Annotated in this window: 16 protein-coding genes; 6 read left to right on the top strand and 10 right to left on the bottom strand. The window is 59.2% G+C overall.

Features of this window, described 5'->3' with window-relative positions; genetic code table 11:
* Positions 1-11: 11 nt before the first annotated feature.
* Positions 12-1,034: a ketol-acid reductoisomerase gene (gene ilvC, locus ACR3E0_RS12205; protein WP_480479086.1), complete on the bottom strand. Its 1,023-nt coding sequence runs from the start codon at positions 1,032-1,034 to the stop codon at positions 12-14.
* Positions 1,035-1,166: 132 nt separating this feature from the next.
* Between ilvC and ACR3E0_RS12200 the strand changes: the two genes are divergently transcribed.
* Together ACR3E0_RS12200 and ACR3E0_RS12195 are read left to right on the top strand one after the other, a co-directional pair.
* Complete coding sequence (locus ACR3E0_RS12200) at positions 1,167-1,622, top strand: Lrp/AsnC family transcriptional regulator (protein ID WP_480479085.1); 456 nt, start codon at positions 1,167-1,169, stop codon at positions 1,620-1,622.
* Positions 1,619-2,077, top strand: coding sequence for an Lrp/AsnC family transcriptional regulator (locus ACR3E0_RS12195; protein ID WP_480479084.1), 459 nt, complete (start codon positions 1,619-1,621; stop codon positions 2,075-2,077). The genes ACR3E0_RS12200 and ACR3E0_RS12195 overlap by 4 nt, the downstream gene beginning before the upstream one ends.
* 4 nt (positions 2,078-2,081) lie before the next feature.
* Here ACR3E0_RS12195 and ACR3E0_RS12190 read toward each other — a convergent pair whose 3' ends face one another.
* Positions 2,082-2,783 (bottom strand): GntR family transcriptional regulator, encoded by a 702-nt coding sequence (locus tag ACR3E0_RS12190; protein ID WP_480479083.1) that lies wholly within the window; start codon positions 2,781-2,783, stop codon positions 2,082-2,084.
* Between the two features lie 233 nt (positions 2,784-3,016).
* Between ACR3E0_RS12190 and ACR3E0_RS12185 the strand changes: the two genes are divergently transcribed.
* Entirely contained in the window at positions 3,017-4,144 is a 1,128-nt protein-coding gene (locus ACR3E0_RS12185) for an aminotransferase class V-fold PLP-dependent enzyme (RefSeq protein ID WP_480479082.1), read from the top strand.
* A 14-nt stretch (positions 4,145-4,158) separates the two neighbouring features.
* Here ACR3E0_RS12185 and ACR3E0_RS12180 read toward each other — a convergent pair whose 3' ends face one another.
* The 3 genes from ACR3E0_RS12180 to ACR3E0_RS12170 all read right to left on the bottom strand — a co-directional run bounded on the left by ACR3E0_RS12180 (position 4,159) and on the right by ACR3E0_RS12170 (position 6,409).
* Positions 4,159-5,355, bottom strand: coding sequence for a UbiH/UbiF family hydroxylase (locus tag ACR3E0_RS12180; RefSeq protein WP_480479081.1), 1,197 nt, complete (start codon positions 5,353-5,355; stop codon positions 4,159-4,161).
* A 74-nt stretch (positions 5,356-5,429) separates the two neighbouring features.
* On the bottom strand, positions 5,430-5,678 hold the full coding sequence (locus tag ACR3E0_RS12175) for a hypothetical protein (RefSeq protein ID WP_480479080.1): 249 nt from the start codon (positions 5,676-5,678) through the stop codon (positions 5,430-5,432).
* Positions 5,679-5,764: 86 nt separating this feature from the next.
* Positions 5,765-6,409: a pyrimidine 5'-nucleotidase gene (locus tag ACR3E0_RS12170; RefSeq protein WP_480479079.1), complete on the bottom strand. Its 645-nt coding sequence runs from the start codon at positions 6,407-6,409 to the stop codon at positions 5,765-5,767.
* 99 nt (positions 6,410-6,508) lie between these two features.
* Between ACR3E0_RS12170 and ACR3E0_RS12165 the strand changes: the two genes are divergently transcribed.
* A complete protein-coding gene (locus ACR3E0_RS12165) occupies positions 6,509-7,156 on the top strand; it encodes a GntR family transcriptional regulator (protein ID WP_480479078.1) in 648 nt (215 codons plus the stop codon).
* A gap of 3 nt (positions 7,157-7,159) precedes the next feature.
* Here ACR3E0_RS12165 and ACR3E0_RS12160 read toward each other — a convergent pair whose 3' ends face one another.
* Entirely contained in the window at positions 7,160-9,040 is a 1,881-nt protein-coding gene (locus tag ACR3E0_RS12160) for a glycosyltransferase (protein ID WP_480479077.1), read from the bottom strand.
* 83 nt (positions 9,041-9,123) lie between these two features.
* The gene (carA, locus tag ACR3E0_RS12155) at positions 9,124-10,290 is read right to left on the bottom strand and encodes a glutamine-hydrolyzing carbamoyl-phosphate synthase small subunit (RefSeq protein ID WP_480481023.1); all 1,167 of its coding nucleotides are present in this window, start codon (positions 10,288-10,290) and stop codon (positions 9,124-9,126) included.
* Positions 10,291-10,473: 183 nt separating this feature from the next.
* Here carA and ACR3E0_RS12150 point away from each other — a divergent pair, with 183 nt between their 5' ends.
* Positions 10,474-10,959, top strand: coding sequence for a GatB/YqeY domain-containing protein (locus ACR3E0_RS12150; RefSeq protein WP_480479076.1), 486 nt, complete (start codon positions 10,474-10,476; stop codon positions 10,957-10,959).
* A 25-nt stretch (positions 10,960-10,984) separates the two neighbouring features.
* On the opposite strand, the gene ACR3E0_RS12145 is transcribed toward ACR3E0_RS12150, so the two are convergent.
* The 3 genes from ACR3E0_RS12145 to ctaD form a co-directional block, all read right to left on the bottom strand.
* A complete protein-coding gene (locus ACR3E0_RS12145) occupies positions 10,985-11,476 on the bottom strand; it encodes a DUF2244 domain-containing protein (RefSeq protein WP_480479075.1) in 492 nt (163 codons plus the stop codon).
* Positions 11,477-11,519: 43 nt separating this feature from the next.
* Positions 11,520-12,119: a DsbA family protein gene (locus ACR3E0_RS12140; RefSeq protein WP_480479074.1), complete on the bottom strand. Its 600-nt coding sequence runs from the start codon at positions 12,117-12,119 to the stop codon at positions 11,520-11,522.
* A gap of 157 nt (positions 12,120-12,276) precedes the next feature.
* Positions 12,277-13,935 carry a cytochrome c oxidase subunit I gene (gene ctaD, locus ACR3E0_RS12135; protein WP_480479073.1) on the bottom strand — a complete coding sequence of 553 codons (1,659 nt, stop codon included), beginning with the start codon at positions 13,933-13,935 and terminating at the stop codon, positions 12,277-12,279.
* A 303-nt stretch (positions 13,936-14,238) separates the two neighbouring features.
* Here ctaD and ACR3E0_RS12130 point away from each other — a divergent pair, with 303 nt between their 5' ends.
* Positions 14,239-14,658 (top strand): HIT family protein, encoded by a 420-nt coding sequence (locus ACR3E0_RS12130; RefSeq protein WP_480479072.1) that lies wholly within the window; start codon positions 14,239-14,241, stop codon positions 14,656-14,658.
* The last annotated feature ends 85 nt before the right edge of the window (positions 14,659-14,743 follow it).

Below are 14,743 nucleotides of genomic sequence, written 5' to 3'. Positions count from 1 at the left end.
GGATATCCGTCTCAGTTCTTTTCTTGATCGACCAGTTTGCCAGCCGAAATCCACGGCATCATGCCGCGCAGTTTCTTGCCGACTTCCTCGATCTGATGCTCGTCATTCAGACGGCGGGTGCCTTTGAAGAAGGGCTGACCAACGGCGTTTTCCTGCATGAAGTCACGCACGAACTTACCTGTCTGGATGTCGGTCAGGATGGCCTTCATCTCTTTCTTGGTCTGTTCGTACGGCAACACGCGCGGGCCGGAAACATATTCACCATACTCGGCGGTGTTTGAGATCGAGTAGTTCATGTTGGCGATGCCGCCTTCGTAGATCAGGTCGACGATCAGCTTCACCTCGTGCAGACACTCGAAATAAGCCATCTCGGGCGCGTAACCGGCCTCCACCAGTGTCTCGAACCCGCAGCGGATCAGTTCGACCAGACCACCGCACAGAACGGCCTGCTCGCCGAACAGGTCGGTTTCGCACTCTTCGCGGAAGTTGGTCTCGATGATGCCCGAACGGCCGCCACCGATGGCCGAGCAATAGGACAGGCCGATTTCCAACGCTTTGCCGGTCGCGTCAGTGTCAACCGCCACCAGGCACGGCACGCCGCCGCCTTTGACATATTCGCCACGAACCGTGTGGCCGGGGCCTTTGGGGGCCATCATGATGACGTCGACGCCTTCTTTCGGTTCGATCAGCCCGAAATGTACGTTCAGGCCATGGGCAAAGGCTATGGCCGCGCCCGGCTTGATGTTGTCATGTACGTATTTCTTGTAGGTTTCGGCCTGCAATTCGTCGGGCATGGTGAACATGATGACGTCGCACCATGCAGCCGCTTCGGCGATGCCCATCACCTGCAGGCCTTCGGCTTCGGCTTTCTTGGCTGATGCCGAGCCTTCGCGCAGGGCGACGACAAGGTTCTTTGCACCACTGTCGCGCAGGTTCAGCGCATGGGCGTGTCCTTGCGAGCCATAGCCCAGAATGGCCACTTTCTTGTCTTTGATCAGGTTGATGTCGCAATCGCGATCATAATAGACGCGCATTTTGCCGGTCCTTTCTGTTTCGGTTGCCGCGCTTTCTATCTTGAGGGTTTGGTGTTGGCGATAGCGTTCGGATTGGATATTTGAGAAAAAGATGAAGAATAATTCGCAGATAGATAAAAAACCGGAGAAATCATGCTTGATGACGTAGATCGCCGAATCCTGCGCCATTTTCAGGCCGAGCCGAGCCTGTCGACCGCCGAATTGGCTGACCTGTGTCGGATCAGTTCGGGTGTATGCTGGCGCCGGATCGAAAAAATGCAGGCGGCGGGTATTATCGAAGGGCAGGAGGCTGTGATCGACTGGGCGGCATTGGGCTACGCTGTCGAAGTATCCCTGCGGGTGAGTTTGGACAAGACGCAGGCCCGGGCGTTTGACGAGTTTACAGTGGCGGCCCGTAAAGTGCCCGAGGTGATCGAGATCCAGACCTTTCTGGGGCGGGTAGATGTGCGCTTGTCGGTGTTGGCGCGCGATATGGCGCATTACCAGCAGCTTTACCGCGACCGCATCCTGACCCTGCCGCATATCGCCGATATCGAGGCCCTGATGCATATCGCACGGGTCAAACGCGACGAGGCTCTGCCGGTATGATTGAGTTGGACGAGATCGACCGAAGCATTCTGCGCGCTCTGCGATTGGACGCGACCCAAAGTGCCGGTGCTTTGGGGCGCCGGTTTGGCCTGTCGCAACCCGCGACCTGGCGACGTATTCGACGGCTTGAGGAGGCTGGAATCCTGAAAGGACGGCGGCTGCGGCTGAATGCAGAAGCGCTGGGGTTCGGGGTCACGGTATTTTTGGGTGTGAAACTTGCACGCAAGGGGCAGGTTAGTCTGGAAGATTTTGAACGCGCCGTCAGCGCGATCCCCGAGGTGCAGACCGTCGAGCACGTGCTTGGGCTTTATGACTACCGCCTGCGGGTGGTTGCGCGCGACCTGTCGGACTTTGAACGCGTTCTTCGGCGCCGGATCATGACGTTGCCCGGCGCCGGTGATGTCGAAGCCAACGTCCTGCTGAGCGAAGAGCGTCTGGCCGGTCCAATCGGGTAGACGTCTAGTACCGTGTTCGGATGCAATACCCCGGATGGTGGGTCATGCGGGCAAACGTGACCGGTTGTTGGTCTTTCCATGTGGTCCGCTCCAGCTGAATCATCGAGGCACCTGCAGTGGTTCCCATGAACTCTGCCAGCCGATGGTCTGCGGACACCGCCCGGAATGCCACCTCGGCATCCGTGAAAGGCGCTGCTTTCAGCAGCCACTCGTAAGGCCCCTGGTCTCGCAGATTGGCCTGTTCGATATCGGGAATGGCCTCGATATTGATCCAGCGTTCTTCAAGCTGAAACGGGCTGTTATCGGCATAGTGCATGCACACGACATGCAGAACCCTGGCATCAAGGGGGACAGCGAGCTGTGAGGCGAGCCAACCGGGACTGGTCGCGATGGTCCGCTCGACAAGTGCATAGCGATAAGTGGAATTCTGGTTTTCGACAGCCTGCCGCGGCAGGCAGAATTCGAGCTTGGCATGTTTGCTGGGCTCTTTCTTCACCCGTGTGCCGCTTTTGCGCTTGCGCTCGACAAATCCGTGTTCTGCCAATTCCCGCAACGCACGGTTCACGGTGGCCCGGGCGCAATTGAATTCTTCGGCAAGCTGCGTTTCCGTGGGCAGCAATGAACCTTGCGGCCAGACGCGGCTTTCAATCCGGCGTTTGACCTCGTCCCGAACGACCTGAAAACTGATCCGCTTGCGTGCAGTCACGATGACGAAAATCCCTTCATGTAAAAATTGTATGTATCTGTTCAGAAGCACGCAGAAGTGTAAAGGGGTAGGTGACACTATTTGGCGTCAATTTATGCAATTTCAGTGATCTACCAGTCGTTTTGCGTGCGATCAGGCGAAGTTTGCCAGCTTGTCTCTGGTTCGGGATTAGGCCTTTACCCTTCGGGCCAATCGGGTCATGACTGTGGCAAACCCAAAGAAAGGACGCCCCAATGCCTGCCTTGTTGGACACCGTCGATCCCGATGGCCTCGAAGAGTTCTCGGTTGTCTTTACCGATCGTTCGCTCAATCACATGTCGGCGCCATTTCAACAGGTGATGCGCGACATTTCAGACATGCTGCGGCAGGTCTATAACGCCGACGGCGTTGCCGTGATCCCCGGCGGCGGAACCTATGGGATGGAGGCCGTCGCCCGCCAGTTTGCGCGCGATGCGAGTGTTTTGGTCGTGCGCAACGGGTGGTTTTCCTATCGCTGGAGCCAGATCATCGAAAGCGGGTCGTTGACGGCGTCAACAACGGTTCTCAAGGCGCGGGAAACCGGGAATTCCAGCCCGTCGCCGTTTGCGCCTGCGCCTATTGACGAGGTTGTGGCGGCGATCCGCGAACAGCGTCCTGACGTTGTGTTTGCGCCCCATGTCGAAACATCGGCGGGTGTCATTTTGCCGGATGACTACATCACCGCCATGGCCACTGCTGCGCATGAGGCCGGGGCCTTGATGGTTCTGGATTGCATTGCGTCGGGGTGCGTCTGGGTCGATATGAAGGCGACCGGTGTCGACGTCCTGATCTCTGCCCCGCAAAAAGGGTGGAGCGCATCGCCCTGTGCGGGTCTGGTTATGATGTCGGACCGGGCCGAGGCCCGGCTGGAACAGACGGAATCGGACAGTTTTGCCATCGACCTGAAAAAGTGGCGGCAGATCATGCGGGCCTATGAAAACGGCGGTCATGCCTACCACGCGACCATGCCGACAGACGCGCTGAGAGATTTCCGTGACACCATGGCCGAAACCCGGGACCACGGATTTGACAAGCTTCAGGACGCACAATGGGCGCTTGGCAATGGTGTCCGATCCATGTTGAAGGACAAGGGTGTCCTTTCAGTGGCTGCCGAAGGATTTGGCGCCCCGGGTGTGGTTGTCAGTTATACATCCGACCCCGAGGTTCAAAACGGCAAGAAATTTGCCGCGCTTGGCATGCAGATTGCCGCCGGTGTGCCGTTGCAATGTGACGAGCCCGAAGGGTTCAGTACCTTCCGCCTTGGACTGTTCGGGCTGGACAAACTCTACGACGTGGACGGTACAATTTCGCGATTGAAGCGGGTGTTGGATCAGGTGCTCTGAACGCGCGACTGGCCCTATCGCACCCCAAGGCCCATCTGCATCAGGGTCCGGCGCACGGCAGGCAGAGAGTAAAGCGCGTTCAGTCCCATGGCGCGGGCGTCTCGCAAAGGGCGGGCTTCGATCATCGAGGCCCGGTTGAGCAGGTCAATCCCTTTGACACGCAGCTCTATCTCGGTGTGTCGGGCCTTGTGATAGGCATCCAGCATGTCCATGTCGCCCAAACCATCGGGGCGTGTCCGGGCCAGATCAAGCAGGCAACGCAGATCGCCCAGTGACATGTTCAGCCCCTGCGCGCCGATTGGGGGCACCACATGTGCCGCCTCGGCCATCAGGGCAATGCGCTCGCCGGTCAGGCGCTCGGCTGACTGGCTGATGATTGGCCAGATCGTGCGGCGTGACGCCAGTTTCAGCGGCCCGAACAACCCACAGGACCGTTCTGTCATCGCGGCCTCGAACGCGTCAGGCGGCATGTTCAGCAGTTCGACTGCGCGTGGACCGCGTTCCATCCAGACGATTGCAGATGAGGGCTGATCTTGCCAGTCGGGCAGAGGCACAAGGGTAAACGGCCCGCCTGACCGGTGAATTTCCGTCGAGACATTCTCGTGTGCGATCGGGTGTGTGACCGCAAAGGCCAGGGCTTTCTGCCCATAACGTGTGGTGTGAACGCGAATGCCCGCCGCCTCGCGCATGGGCGAATTCCGCCCGTCTGCAGCGATCACCAGTTTACAGCTTATGCGGCTGCCGTCGCTGAGCCCCACGCGCGCTTCGGCGGTGCGGGTGAACAGGCTGAAGGTCCCTGTGCCGGGGCGGAACTCGACGTTTGGCAACTCCGCCAGACGCGCCACCATCTCGCGGCGCAGCAGCCAGTTGGGCAGGTTCCACCCGAATGGCTGGTCGGAAAGCTCCGATGCATTGAAATCCCGGATCACGCGCGGCTCGGGCACCTCTCCGCCCGCATCGACAATCCGCATGATCTGCAGGGGCGCGGCATGGGCATCCAGTTTGGACCATAATCCGCATTGCTCCAACAACCCGTGCGCAGGTTGCAGGAATGCTGTCGTCCGCAGATCAGAGCCGTCGACGTCGCGCTCGGTAATGGGTGGGGTGGGGTCGACGCAGACCACATCGAACCCGGCTGAACCAAACACGGCTGCGGCGGTCAGTCCGGCAATGCCGCCACCGGAAATCAGGATGTCGCAGCTGTCTGTCATGGCGCATGTCTCCGTTCTGGGCGGACCCTAATCCGGAACCGCTGCACACGCCAAGTGACATCCTGTCCCGTGTCTCAGCCCCGGGAGATCAGGATGAGGATCAGGAACATCACCGGGACCATCGCCACGGCGGGAATGTAAAGACCGGGCAGGCCAAACAGCAATGCCGAGCAACCCCACATGCTAAAGATAGCCAGCGCGGTGTATCCCAGATCGTCGGGCTCGCCGTCGGCCGCATCGCGGGCCATCCAGCCAAACAAAGGGATTGCAAAAAGCAGGCGTTGCCAAATCGGCTGGCGCTGCGGCATTTCGATCGCGCTCATGGAGGTCTCCGTTCTGTTCGTCGCAGAATGGGATATAGAGCTGATGCTGCAGGTGCAGAATGTGCAGATCGTCGCAGTGTGACAGGCTACCGCAAGAGGGAGAGAAAGGCGGTCAGGTCATCTGTATGGTGGTGAATGTGATCGGCCTCGTGCGGCTCGGGCGCCACGTGCACGGTCCGCATGCCCATCGCGTGCGGAGCAGCCAGATTGCGCGGGTCGTCCTCGAACATGGCCGCCTTTTCGGCCTCGATACCATCCAGGTCGAATATGGCTTCAAAGGCCGCTTGTTCTGGCTTGGGACGATAGCCCGCATGTTCGACGCCATAGATGGCATCGAACAAACCGGACAGGCCCCGCGCCTCTAACACCCGTTCCGCATAAGGCGCGCTGCCATTGGTGTAGACGATGCGCCGACCCGGCAGCGACCGGATGTGTGCAGCCAGTTCCGCGTCGGGATCCATGTGGCTCATATCCACCTGATGCACGGCGTGCAGATAGGGCTCGGGGTCCAGATCATGTTCCGCCATCAGGCCGGCGAGCGTTGTCCCGTATTGCCGCCAGTACGCGGATCGCAACCGGTCGGCCTCGGCCCGGTCAACGCCGATGGTCTGCACCACATAATCCGTCATCAAGACCTCGATCTGGTCGAACAGGCGCATATGCGGCGGATAAAGCGTGTTATCCAGATCGAACACCCATTGGGTGACGTGATAAAAGGCAGGCTTGACCATGACAGCGGTTTAGGGCGCAGAGTCGCGGTTTTCAATGCCGCTCTTGATTGCGGACCCGTGTGACGGATAGACATGTCCGAACGAGGAGAACACCACGACATGAGCCAGACCCGACACCCGTCCAGGGACGCCTACAGCCTGATTCTCGAAGCCATCGACGTTGGTGTCTACAAGCCGGGTGACCGTCTGGTCGAAAGTGAGCTGGCAGAACGCTTTGGCGTGTCCCGCACCCCGATCAGGGAGGCGTTGCAGCGACTGGAAACCCAATCGCTGCTGGAACGGGACGGGCGGTCGCTGATTGTGGCGTCGCTGGACCACAACCAGATGGCAGAACTTTACATCGTGCGTCGCGAATTGGAGGGCTTGGCCGCAAGTCTGGCCGCCAAACATGCCACCGAAGAAGAGATCAAGGTGCTGCAGGATATGGTCGCAGCGGATGATGCCCTGGTCGATGATCCCTCGGCGCTGTCCCGCGCCAACCGGCGGTTTCACGAACAGATCCATCTGGCCTCGCACAACCGCTATCTGGTTCAGCAGCTTGATCTTGTGCATCGCACGATGGCGTTGATGGCCACCACCTCCTTGGCCGTGCGGGGCAGGGGCGAGATCGCGCAAAGCGAGCACAAAGGCATTGTCGAGGCGATTGCCGCCCGTGATGAAGAAGGGGCCTCACGTGCCCTGAAAGACCACATCTCGATAGCCTTCATGACCCGGTTGAAACAGGACGCCGTTCGGCGCGAGAGCTGACCCTCAGAACAGGGGCTGGTCCTCAACCGCCTGTCCATGCTGGGTCTTGTCCCAGAAGAAGGGTTTCACAGCCAGTTCCCACAGTGCTTTGTATGCCGCCACAACGCCCAAAGGGAAATACAGCACCATGGCCGGCACCCAGGGTACAAGAAATCGACGTTCGCGCGCGGAAACGGCAAGCACCCCAACTGCAAAATTCAAGGCTTCCGCAGCCAGAAACACCCAAACGAGCGATGTCAGCGCCTGGTGGGGGATGACCTCAAGAAAAGGATTGTAGAACCCCAGCATCGTCAGCCAGAACATCCAGAGAACCGGGGCCAGCAGAAACTGGCCGGCCGTGCCCAAAAAGAAGGCCTGCAGACCCAGAAACTTGAGCGTTCCCAGATCCCTGAGCAGCCGCAGGGGGTCACGCATGTGGACAAGATAGGTGACCATAAAGCCCTTGAGCCAGCGTGAGCGTTGCTTGACCCAGGGCCAGGCCCTGAAATTCGCCTCTTCAAAAGTGGTCGTATCCACCATCTCGGTCCGGTATCCCGCTCGGCTAAGGCGGACGCCCAGATCGGCATCTTCGGTGACATTGTGGGCGTCCCACCCTCCAAGCTCCAACAGCTTGTCGCGCTGGAAGAAAAACGTGGTGCCGCCCAACGGGACCACCAGACCCAGACGCGCGATGCCGGGCAGGATAACACGGAACCAGCTGTTGTATTCGATGGTGAAGCAACGCGAGCGCCAGTTGGTGCGCGGGTTGTAGTAGTCCAGAACCCCCTGCAGGCACACCACATCCGGCGCGGCCCGCGCAAAATGACGAACGACTCGCTGTATCTGATCGGGTTGCGGAGCGTCCTCGGCGTCCCAGACGCCCAGAATGTCACCCCGACAGAAATCGAGCGCATAGTTCATTGCGCGGGGCTTTGTGGTCAGGCCATTCAGTTCCGGCACTTCGATCGTGCGTATCCAACTGGGCAGGGCCACCTTGGCCAGCGTGTCGCGGGTGACCTCGTCTTTCTCCTCCAGAACCAGAATCACATCCAGCAGCGCCTTGGGGTAGGTCAGCCGCTGCAGCCTGCGGATTAACGCATCTGCGATCTCTCTCTCTTTGTACAGCGGCACCATAATCGATACGCAGGGTTGGCGCAGAATAGGGGTTGGGGTTTCGGCCGGCCTGGACCCGCGGTTTTGGTCCAATGACAAAAAGGCCAGAAATCCCGAAAAGCGCAGGATCAAAAAGAAAACCAGGGAGGCCACAGTCACAGCGACCAGCAGAATTGCAGCGGCTTGTGGAATGGCCACACAGGCTGCCAGAAACAAAAGCACTGCGGCTGCGGGACCCATACGGGACCGGGCCGTCCAGCTGCGGCAGCTTTGTTTTTCGTCAACACGTGTTTCGGCCAGTCTCGCCAGCGGTTTGGAATAGACCCGCGCGATCGATTTATCGATCTGGTCCGCAGCGGCCAGTACCGGAACAATGGTCTTTCTGCGATCCCGCATCTTTGCCCGGACCGCGGCAAACCGATCCGGCCGGGCGGTGGCGACAAGGATAATCGGCCCCAACTGCATCCAGGGTATGATGTTGTGCTCCAGCCAGAAACCCGGCGATTCCAGACTGCACAGTGCACGCGTGGGCGGATGATCTTCCAGATCGGCGATCTGCAAACCCGTTTGCGCGGACAGGGCGGACAGTACATCGGCGCGGCTGGCCCAGCCCTCCCCAACAAGGATTTCACCCAGAGGCGCCTTTTGCCGGGTTTGCAGATGCAGCGCCCGGATCAACTGGTCCTGCGTGATGACGCCGTGTTCGATCAGGCACGTGCCTAGGGGTTTACGGGCATCTGGCGCCGGGATCGGTCTGGCCGTGGCAAATTTCTGAAGATTCAATTCGGCCATGTAGGACAACCCTGACGCAACAACTTGCGGTCAGGGTCGACTGATCAGGGTTAACGCCCGGTTAACACTGAACAGTGAGCGCTTTATGCCTGCGTCTTGTTCTCAGCCATCGCTGCGGCAAAGCGTTCGAACAGATAGAAACTGTCCTGCGGTCCGGGTGATGCTTCGGGATGGTATTGCACGGAATAGACCGGTCGGCCGGTCATGCGAATTCCGCAGTTTGATCCATCAAACAAGGATCGGTGTGTTTCGACAACTCCGTCCGGCAGCGATTGCCCGTCAACCGCGAACCCGTGGTTCATCGAGGTGATCTCGACCTTGCCGGTTTCCAGATCCTTGACGGGGTGGTTTGCTCCGTGGTGTCCGTGGTTCATTTTCACGGTCTGGCCGCCGAGGGCCAAGGCCAGCATCTGATGACCCAGGCAAATCCCGAAGACGGGCAGTTCCGTTGTGTCCAGAATCTCTTGGATCATCGGAACGGCGTACTCGCCGGTTGCTGCGGGGTCACCGGGTCCATTGGACAGGAACACACCATCGGGTTCGTGCGCCAATACCTCAGCCGCGGTGGCCGTGGCGGGCAACACGGTCACTTCGCACCCGGCAGACGCAAGACAGCGCAGAATGTTGCGCTTGGCGCCATAGTCCACCGCGACCACCTTGTGCACGGGGGCCTCCTGCCGCTCGAACCCGTCCGGCCAGGCCCAACGCATCTCGTCCCAGCGATAGCTTTGTGCACAGGTCACATCCTTGGCCAGGTCCATACCTTCCAGACCGGCAAACCCGCGTGCCGCTGCGATCAAGGCTTCGACGTCAAACTGTCCGTCCGGATCATGTGCCAGAGCGACGTGCGGGGCGCCTTGCTGCCGTATGGCGCGTGTCAGCCGCCGGGTATCGACGCCGCCGATCGCGATCCGGTTCCGCCGCGCCAGCCAGTCTTTCAACTCCTCGGCGGAGCGCCAGTTGGACGGCTCTGTCGGGTCCCATTTTACGACCATTCCCGCTGCAACAGGGTCGGCGGTTTCGTCGTCATCCGGATTCACTCCGACATTGCCGATATGGGGAAAGGTAAAGGTCACAATCTGCCCGGCATAGGATGGATCAGTCATGATTTCCTGATACCCGGTCATGGCTGTGTTGAAGCAAAGCTCTGCCACTGTCTGGCCGGTCGCGCCGAACCCCATGCCGTAAAACAGGGTCCCATCGGCCAGGGCCAGACATGCGGTCGGCTTTGAGGGAACGTTCAGGGCCATGGCGCGACTCTCCTGCAAGGTAAATCGGCGCATACCTAAGGGGGTTGGGCCGCTGGGTCAAGTCTGTTCAATTTTTGGGCTATTTAACAATTTCAATGAGTTAGCCATGTTGTTCGGCTGTTGTCTCCCGCTTTTTGTTTCGATATGGTCGGGGTTCCGTTGCCATGGGAATGGACACAGCAAATGGATATGCGATCAAGGGTGAACACCGCCCTGAAGCAAGCAATGAAAGACAAAGAAGCCGAGCGTCTGTCGACGTTGCGGCTGATCAACGCGGCCATCAAAGACCGGGATATCGCCACGCGCGCGCCCGGCAACGAAGAAGCCAAAGGGTGCGGCGATACCGAGGTTCTTGAAATCCTTGGTAAAATGACCAAGCAGCGCAAGGAAAGCGCGCGCGCCTATGAAGAGGGCGGGCGTCTGGACCTGGCCGAACGCGAATTGCGCGAAGTCGCCGTGATCGAGGAGTTTCTGCCGCGACAAATGGACGACGACGAGGTCGCCAAAGCGATCCAAACCGCCATCACCGCCACCGGTGCCGGATCAATCCGGGATATGGGCAAGGTCATGGGCGAGCTGAAAACGCGCTATACCGGGCAAATGGACTTCGGCAAGGTCGGACCGATGGTCAAGGACCATTTATGCGCCGCCTCCAACGGCGCCTGCTGAATACTCAAAATCCGTTTGGTATCGGCTACTGCGCGGCTGGATCGCGCAGTTTTTCGACGAGATCGTCATATAGCGTGATGCGCTCGTCCTCGGACAGAAACGCACCTATTTCGACTTCGCGCCCGTCGCCGACCAGTGTGACGTAATGCGGGACCGGGCCGCCTTTTTCGTGCATTTCCGGTCGGGCCCAATACCGGTTGCAGGTCCACTCCTGCGCACCTTTGCCCGGGTTGTGATGGACCAAGCGGGCCTGCGTGCCGCTGAGGGTCAGGACCTCGAAAACGCTGCGGGCGCGGTAATTCGTGTGAATGGCCAGCCACAGACCCAGAACCGTGAGCAACAGGAACGGCAACAGGCCCCACAGCACGACCGATCCCAGCATGGCAAGCAATGGGATCAGACCAAACAGAAAAACGGACAGTATGACCACCATCGCCCCGCGCGGGGGCAGGGAGTTATGCGGCCAGAGGCGCAGTTCCTGTTCCGTTGCAGAGGTCTGATTCCATCGATAGGGCATGGCAGAAAAATAGCGGTTTGGCTTGGTCTGTCGATGTCAAAACCTAGACAACGTGGCCGACCCGGGCCCAGGACAGGGCATCATCCAGCCTGTCGTCGCCCCAGAACACCTCGCCGCGCACGACAAAGCTGGGGGCACCGAATACGCCCAGTCTGGTTGCATGGGTCGTTTCGGCCTCCAAAGCTTCGGTTGCGTCCGGGTTGCGCGCACGGGCAAGGCTCAGGCGCGGATCCTGTTGGCACCGGAGCAATGCCTCGGACAGCGCGGCTTCGCTGCCAGCCTCGACACCTTCTTCAAACCAGATACGGTAGAGGTTTTGTGTGAAGTCCTTGCCCCATCCCTCATTCATTCCCAGCAGGGCCACCTGATTGGCCAGCGCCAAGTCCGAGATCGGGTAGGGTGCCGGCAGGTTGGCGTGAATATGATACTTGGCGGCCCGGCGTTCCACGTCCCGCCACATATAGGCCGACTTCTCGGGCTTGCCCCCAAACGGATTGTTCTGCTGAGCGATCATGACCCGGCGTACATTGAATGGACGCCAATGCACCGTGGCATCGTGTTCGGCGCACCAGTCATCCAGACGCATGACAGTAAGGAAGCTGTACGTGCTGCCGATGGAGAACCAAAAATCGATTTCTGGCATCTGGAGTCTCCGATTTGTCGGACAATTTGCCCGATCCAGAATAGCGTATTTTTGACCGTCTGGCGACCGGTTCGCCAAGTCGAGGTGCAGAGGATCGGGTGCCGCAAAGAAAAAACCCCACCGCGATGGGTGGGGTTTTCTCGGTAACCGGATCGGGCTAGTGCGCGTGGCCCTTGTCCCAGTCCTCCTGCTTGGGCAGCTGCTCGAACGTGTGCTCGGGCGGCGGCGAGGGCAGGGTCCATTCCAGCGTGTCCGCGTATTCATTCCACGGGTTCGGTCGGGTCTCGCGCGCGCCGCGGAACAGGGCGTAGAACACGATGCCGAAGAACAGCAGGAACGAGGCGAAAGAGATGAACGCACCAATCGACGACACAAAGTTCCACAGGGCGAACGCCTCCGGATAGTCGATGTACCGGCGCGGCATGCCCTGACGGCCCAGGAAGTGCTGTGGGAAGAAGGTCAGGTTTGCACCGATGAAGAACATCCAGAAGTGAACCTTGCCCCAGAATTCCGAGTACTGACGGCCCGTCATTTTCGAGAAGTAGAAATACACGCCCGCGAAGATCGCAAAGACGGCACCCAGTGACATCACGTAGTGGAAGTGCGCCACAACATAGTAGGTGTCGTGATAGGCGCGGTCGATACCGGCCTGCGACAGAACCACACCGGTCACACCGCCAACGGTGAACAGGAACAGGAAGCCGAAGGCAAACAGCATCGGGGTTTTGAACTCGATCGAGCCGCCCCACATCGTTGCAATCCACGAGAAGACCTTAACACCGGTCGGAACCGCGATGACCATCGTGGCCAGCATGAAGTAGGCCTGCTGACGCAGTGACATGCCAACGGTGTACATATGGTGTGCCCACACGACAAAGCCCAGAACACCGATTGCAATGATCGCCCAGACCATCGGCAGATATCCGAAGATCGGCTTGCGCGAGAAGGTCGCGATCACGTGGCTGATGATGCCGAAGCCGGGCAGGATCACGATGTACACTTCCGGGTGGCCGAAGAACCACAGGATGTGCTGATACAGGATCGGATCCCCGCCACCGGCCGGGTCAAAGAAGGTGAAGCCAAAGTTGCGGTCCATCAGCAGCATGGTGATCGCGCCCGCCAGAACCGGCAGCGACAGCAATATCAGCCACGAGGTGATGAAGATCGACCAGCTGAACAGCGGCACCTTGAACAGCGTCATGCCCGGGGCACGCATGTTCAGAAAGGTGGTGATCATGTTGATCGCGCCGAGGATCGAGGAGGCGCCCGATACGTGCACGGCAAAGATCGCAAGGTCCATGGACATGCCGCCTTCGGTCGTGGACAGCGGCGGGTACAAGACCCATCCGACGCCCGACCCAAGCTGGTCATTGCCACCGGGACTGAGCAGCGAGGCGACGCCCAGCGAGGTACCTGCGACGTAAAGCCAGAAGGACAGGTTGTTCATCCGCGGGAACGCCATGTCCGGCGCACCGATCTGCAACGGCATGAAATAGTTGCCAAAACCGCCGAACAGGGCGGGAATGACCACGAAGAACATCATAAGAACACCATGGTAGGTGATCATCACGTTCCAAAGATGTCCGTTCGGGGTACACGGGTCGGCCATAAAGCCTTCGAGGCACATATACTGAACACCGGGGTGCATCAGTTCGAGCCGCATGTAGATGGTCATCGCGACCGAGATAAACCCGGCAATGGCCGAGAAGATCAGGTAGAGAATCCCGATGTCCTTGTGGTTGGTCGACATGAACCAGCGCGTGAAAAAGCTGCGCTGGTCTTCATGATCGTGGCCATGAATGGCTGCGTCCGCCATTATAGGTGCCTCCTGTTGCAACTGCACCGCGCAGCCGGACCTCTCCAACGCGCGGGATTCCTGCTGGTTTTAGAATGTGAAGACAGCACCTTCAATGGTCGAGTTTGATCTGGATCAAGAATAATTGTCGCGGGCAGGAGGTTGCCACGCGAAATCTCGGCCTTTGACGGCAGCTATCTGGTCATTGTCAAAGGAAATTCAAGGGGCTGCAGTCCCGTATTGCGCCCAAGGATGCAGTTCCGCCTTGACCCCTGCCTGAGAGGGTCGCAGAACGGACCCAACGCCCTGAATCGGAGACCTGAAATGGACAGCTACGATCCTGACAACATCTTCGCCAAGATTTTGCGCGGCGAGATCCCCTCAAACCGCGTTTACGAAGATGAGGACACGCTGGCCTTTATGGACATCATGCCGCGCGCAGACGGGCATTTGCTGGTCATCCCAAAAACACCGTGCCGCAATGTGCTGGACGCCACGCCAGAGCAACTGGCCGCGGTGATGGCGACTGTGCAGAAGATGTCACACGCGGTGAAGGCAGCTTTCGAAGCCGATGGCGTCACTATTCAGCAGTTCAACGAGGCCGCCGGAGGGCAGGAGGTCTTTCACCTGCATTTCCATGTCCTGCCACGGCACGAAGATGTGTCCATTCGTCCCCCTGGGACGATGGGGGATTTCGACGTGATTGCTCAACATGCCGAAAAGATAAAGGCGGCATTGACCTGATTGGGGGAGTATTGCGTCTGGTTTCAGGGCCGTGCATGGCGGTCCGCAACTTCAAACAGCCCGGTCTTTGAAGAGTACGTTGGTT

This window comes from Ruegeria sp. AJ12 (assembly GCF_056536245.1).
Note: the sequence above shows the minus strand (reverse complement) of the source record. Positions and strands in the feature narration are given on the sequence as shown.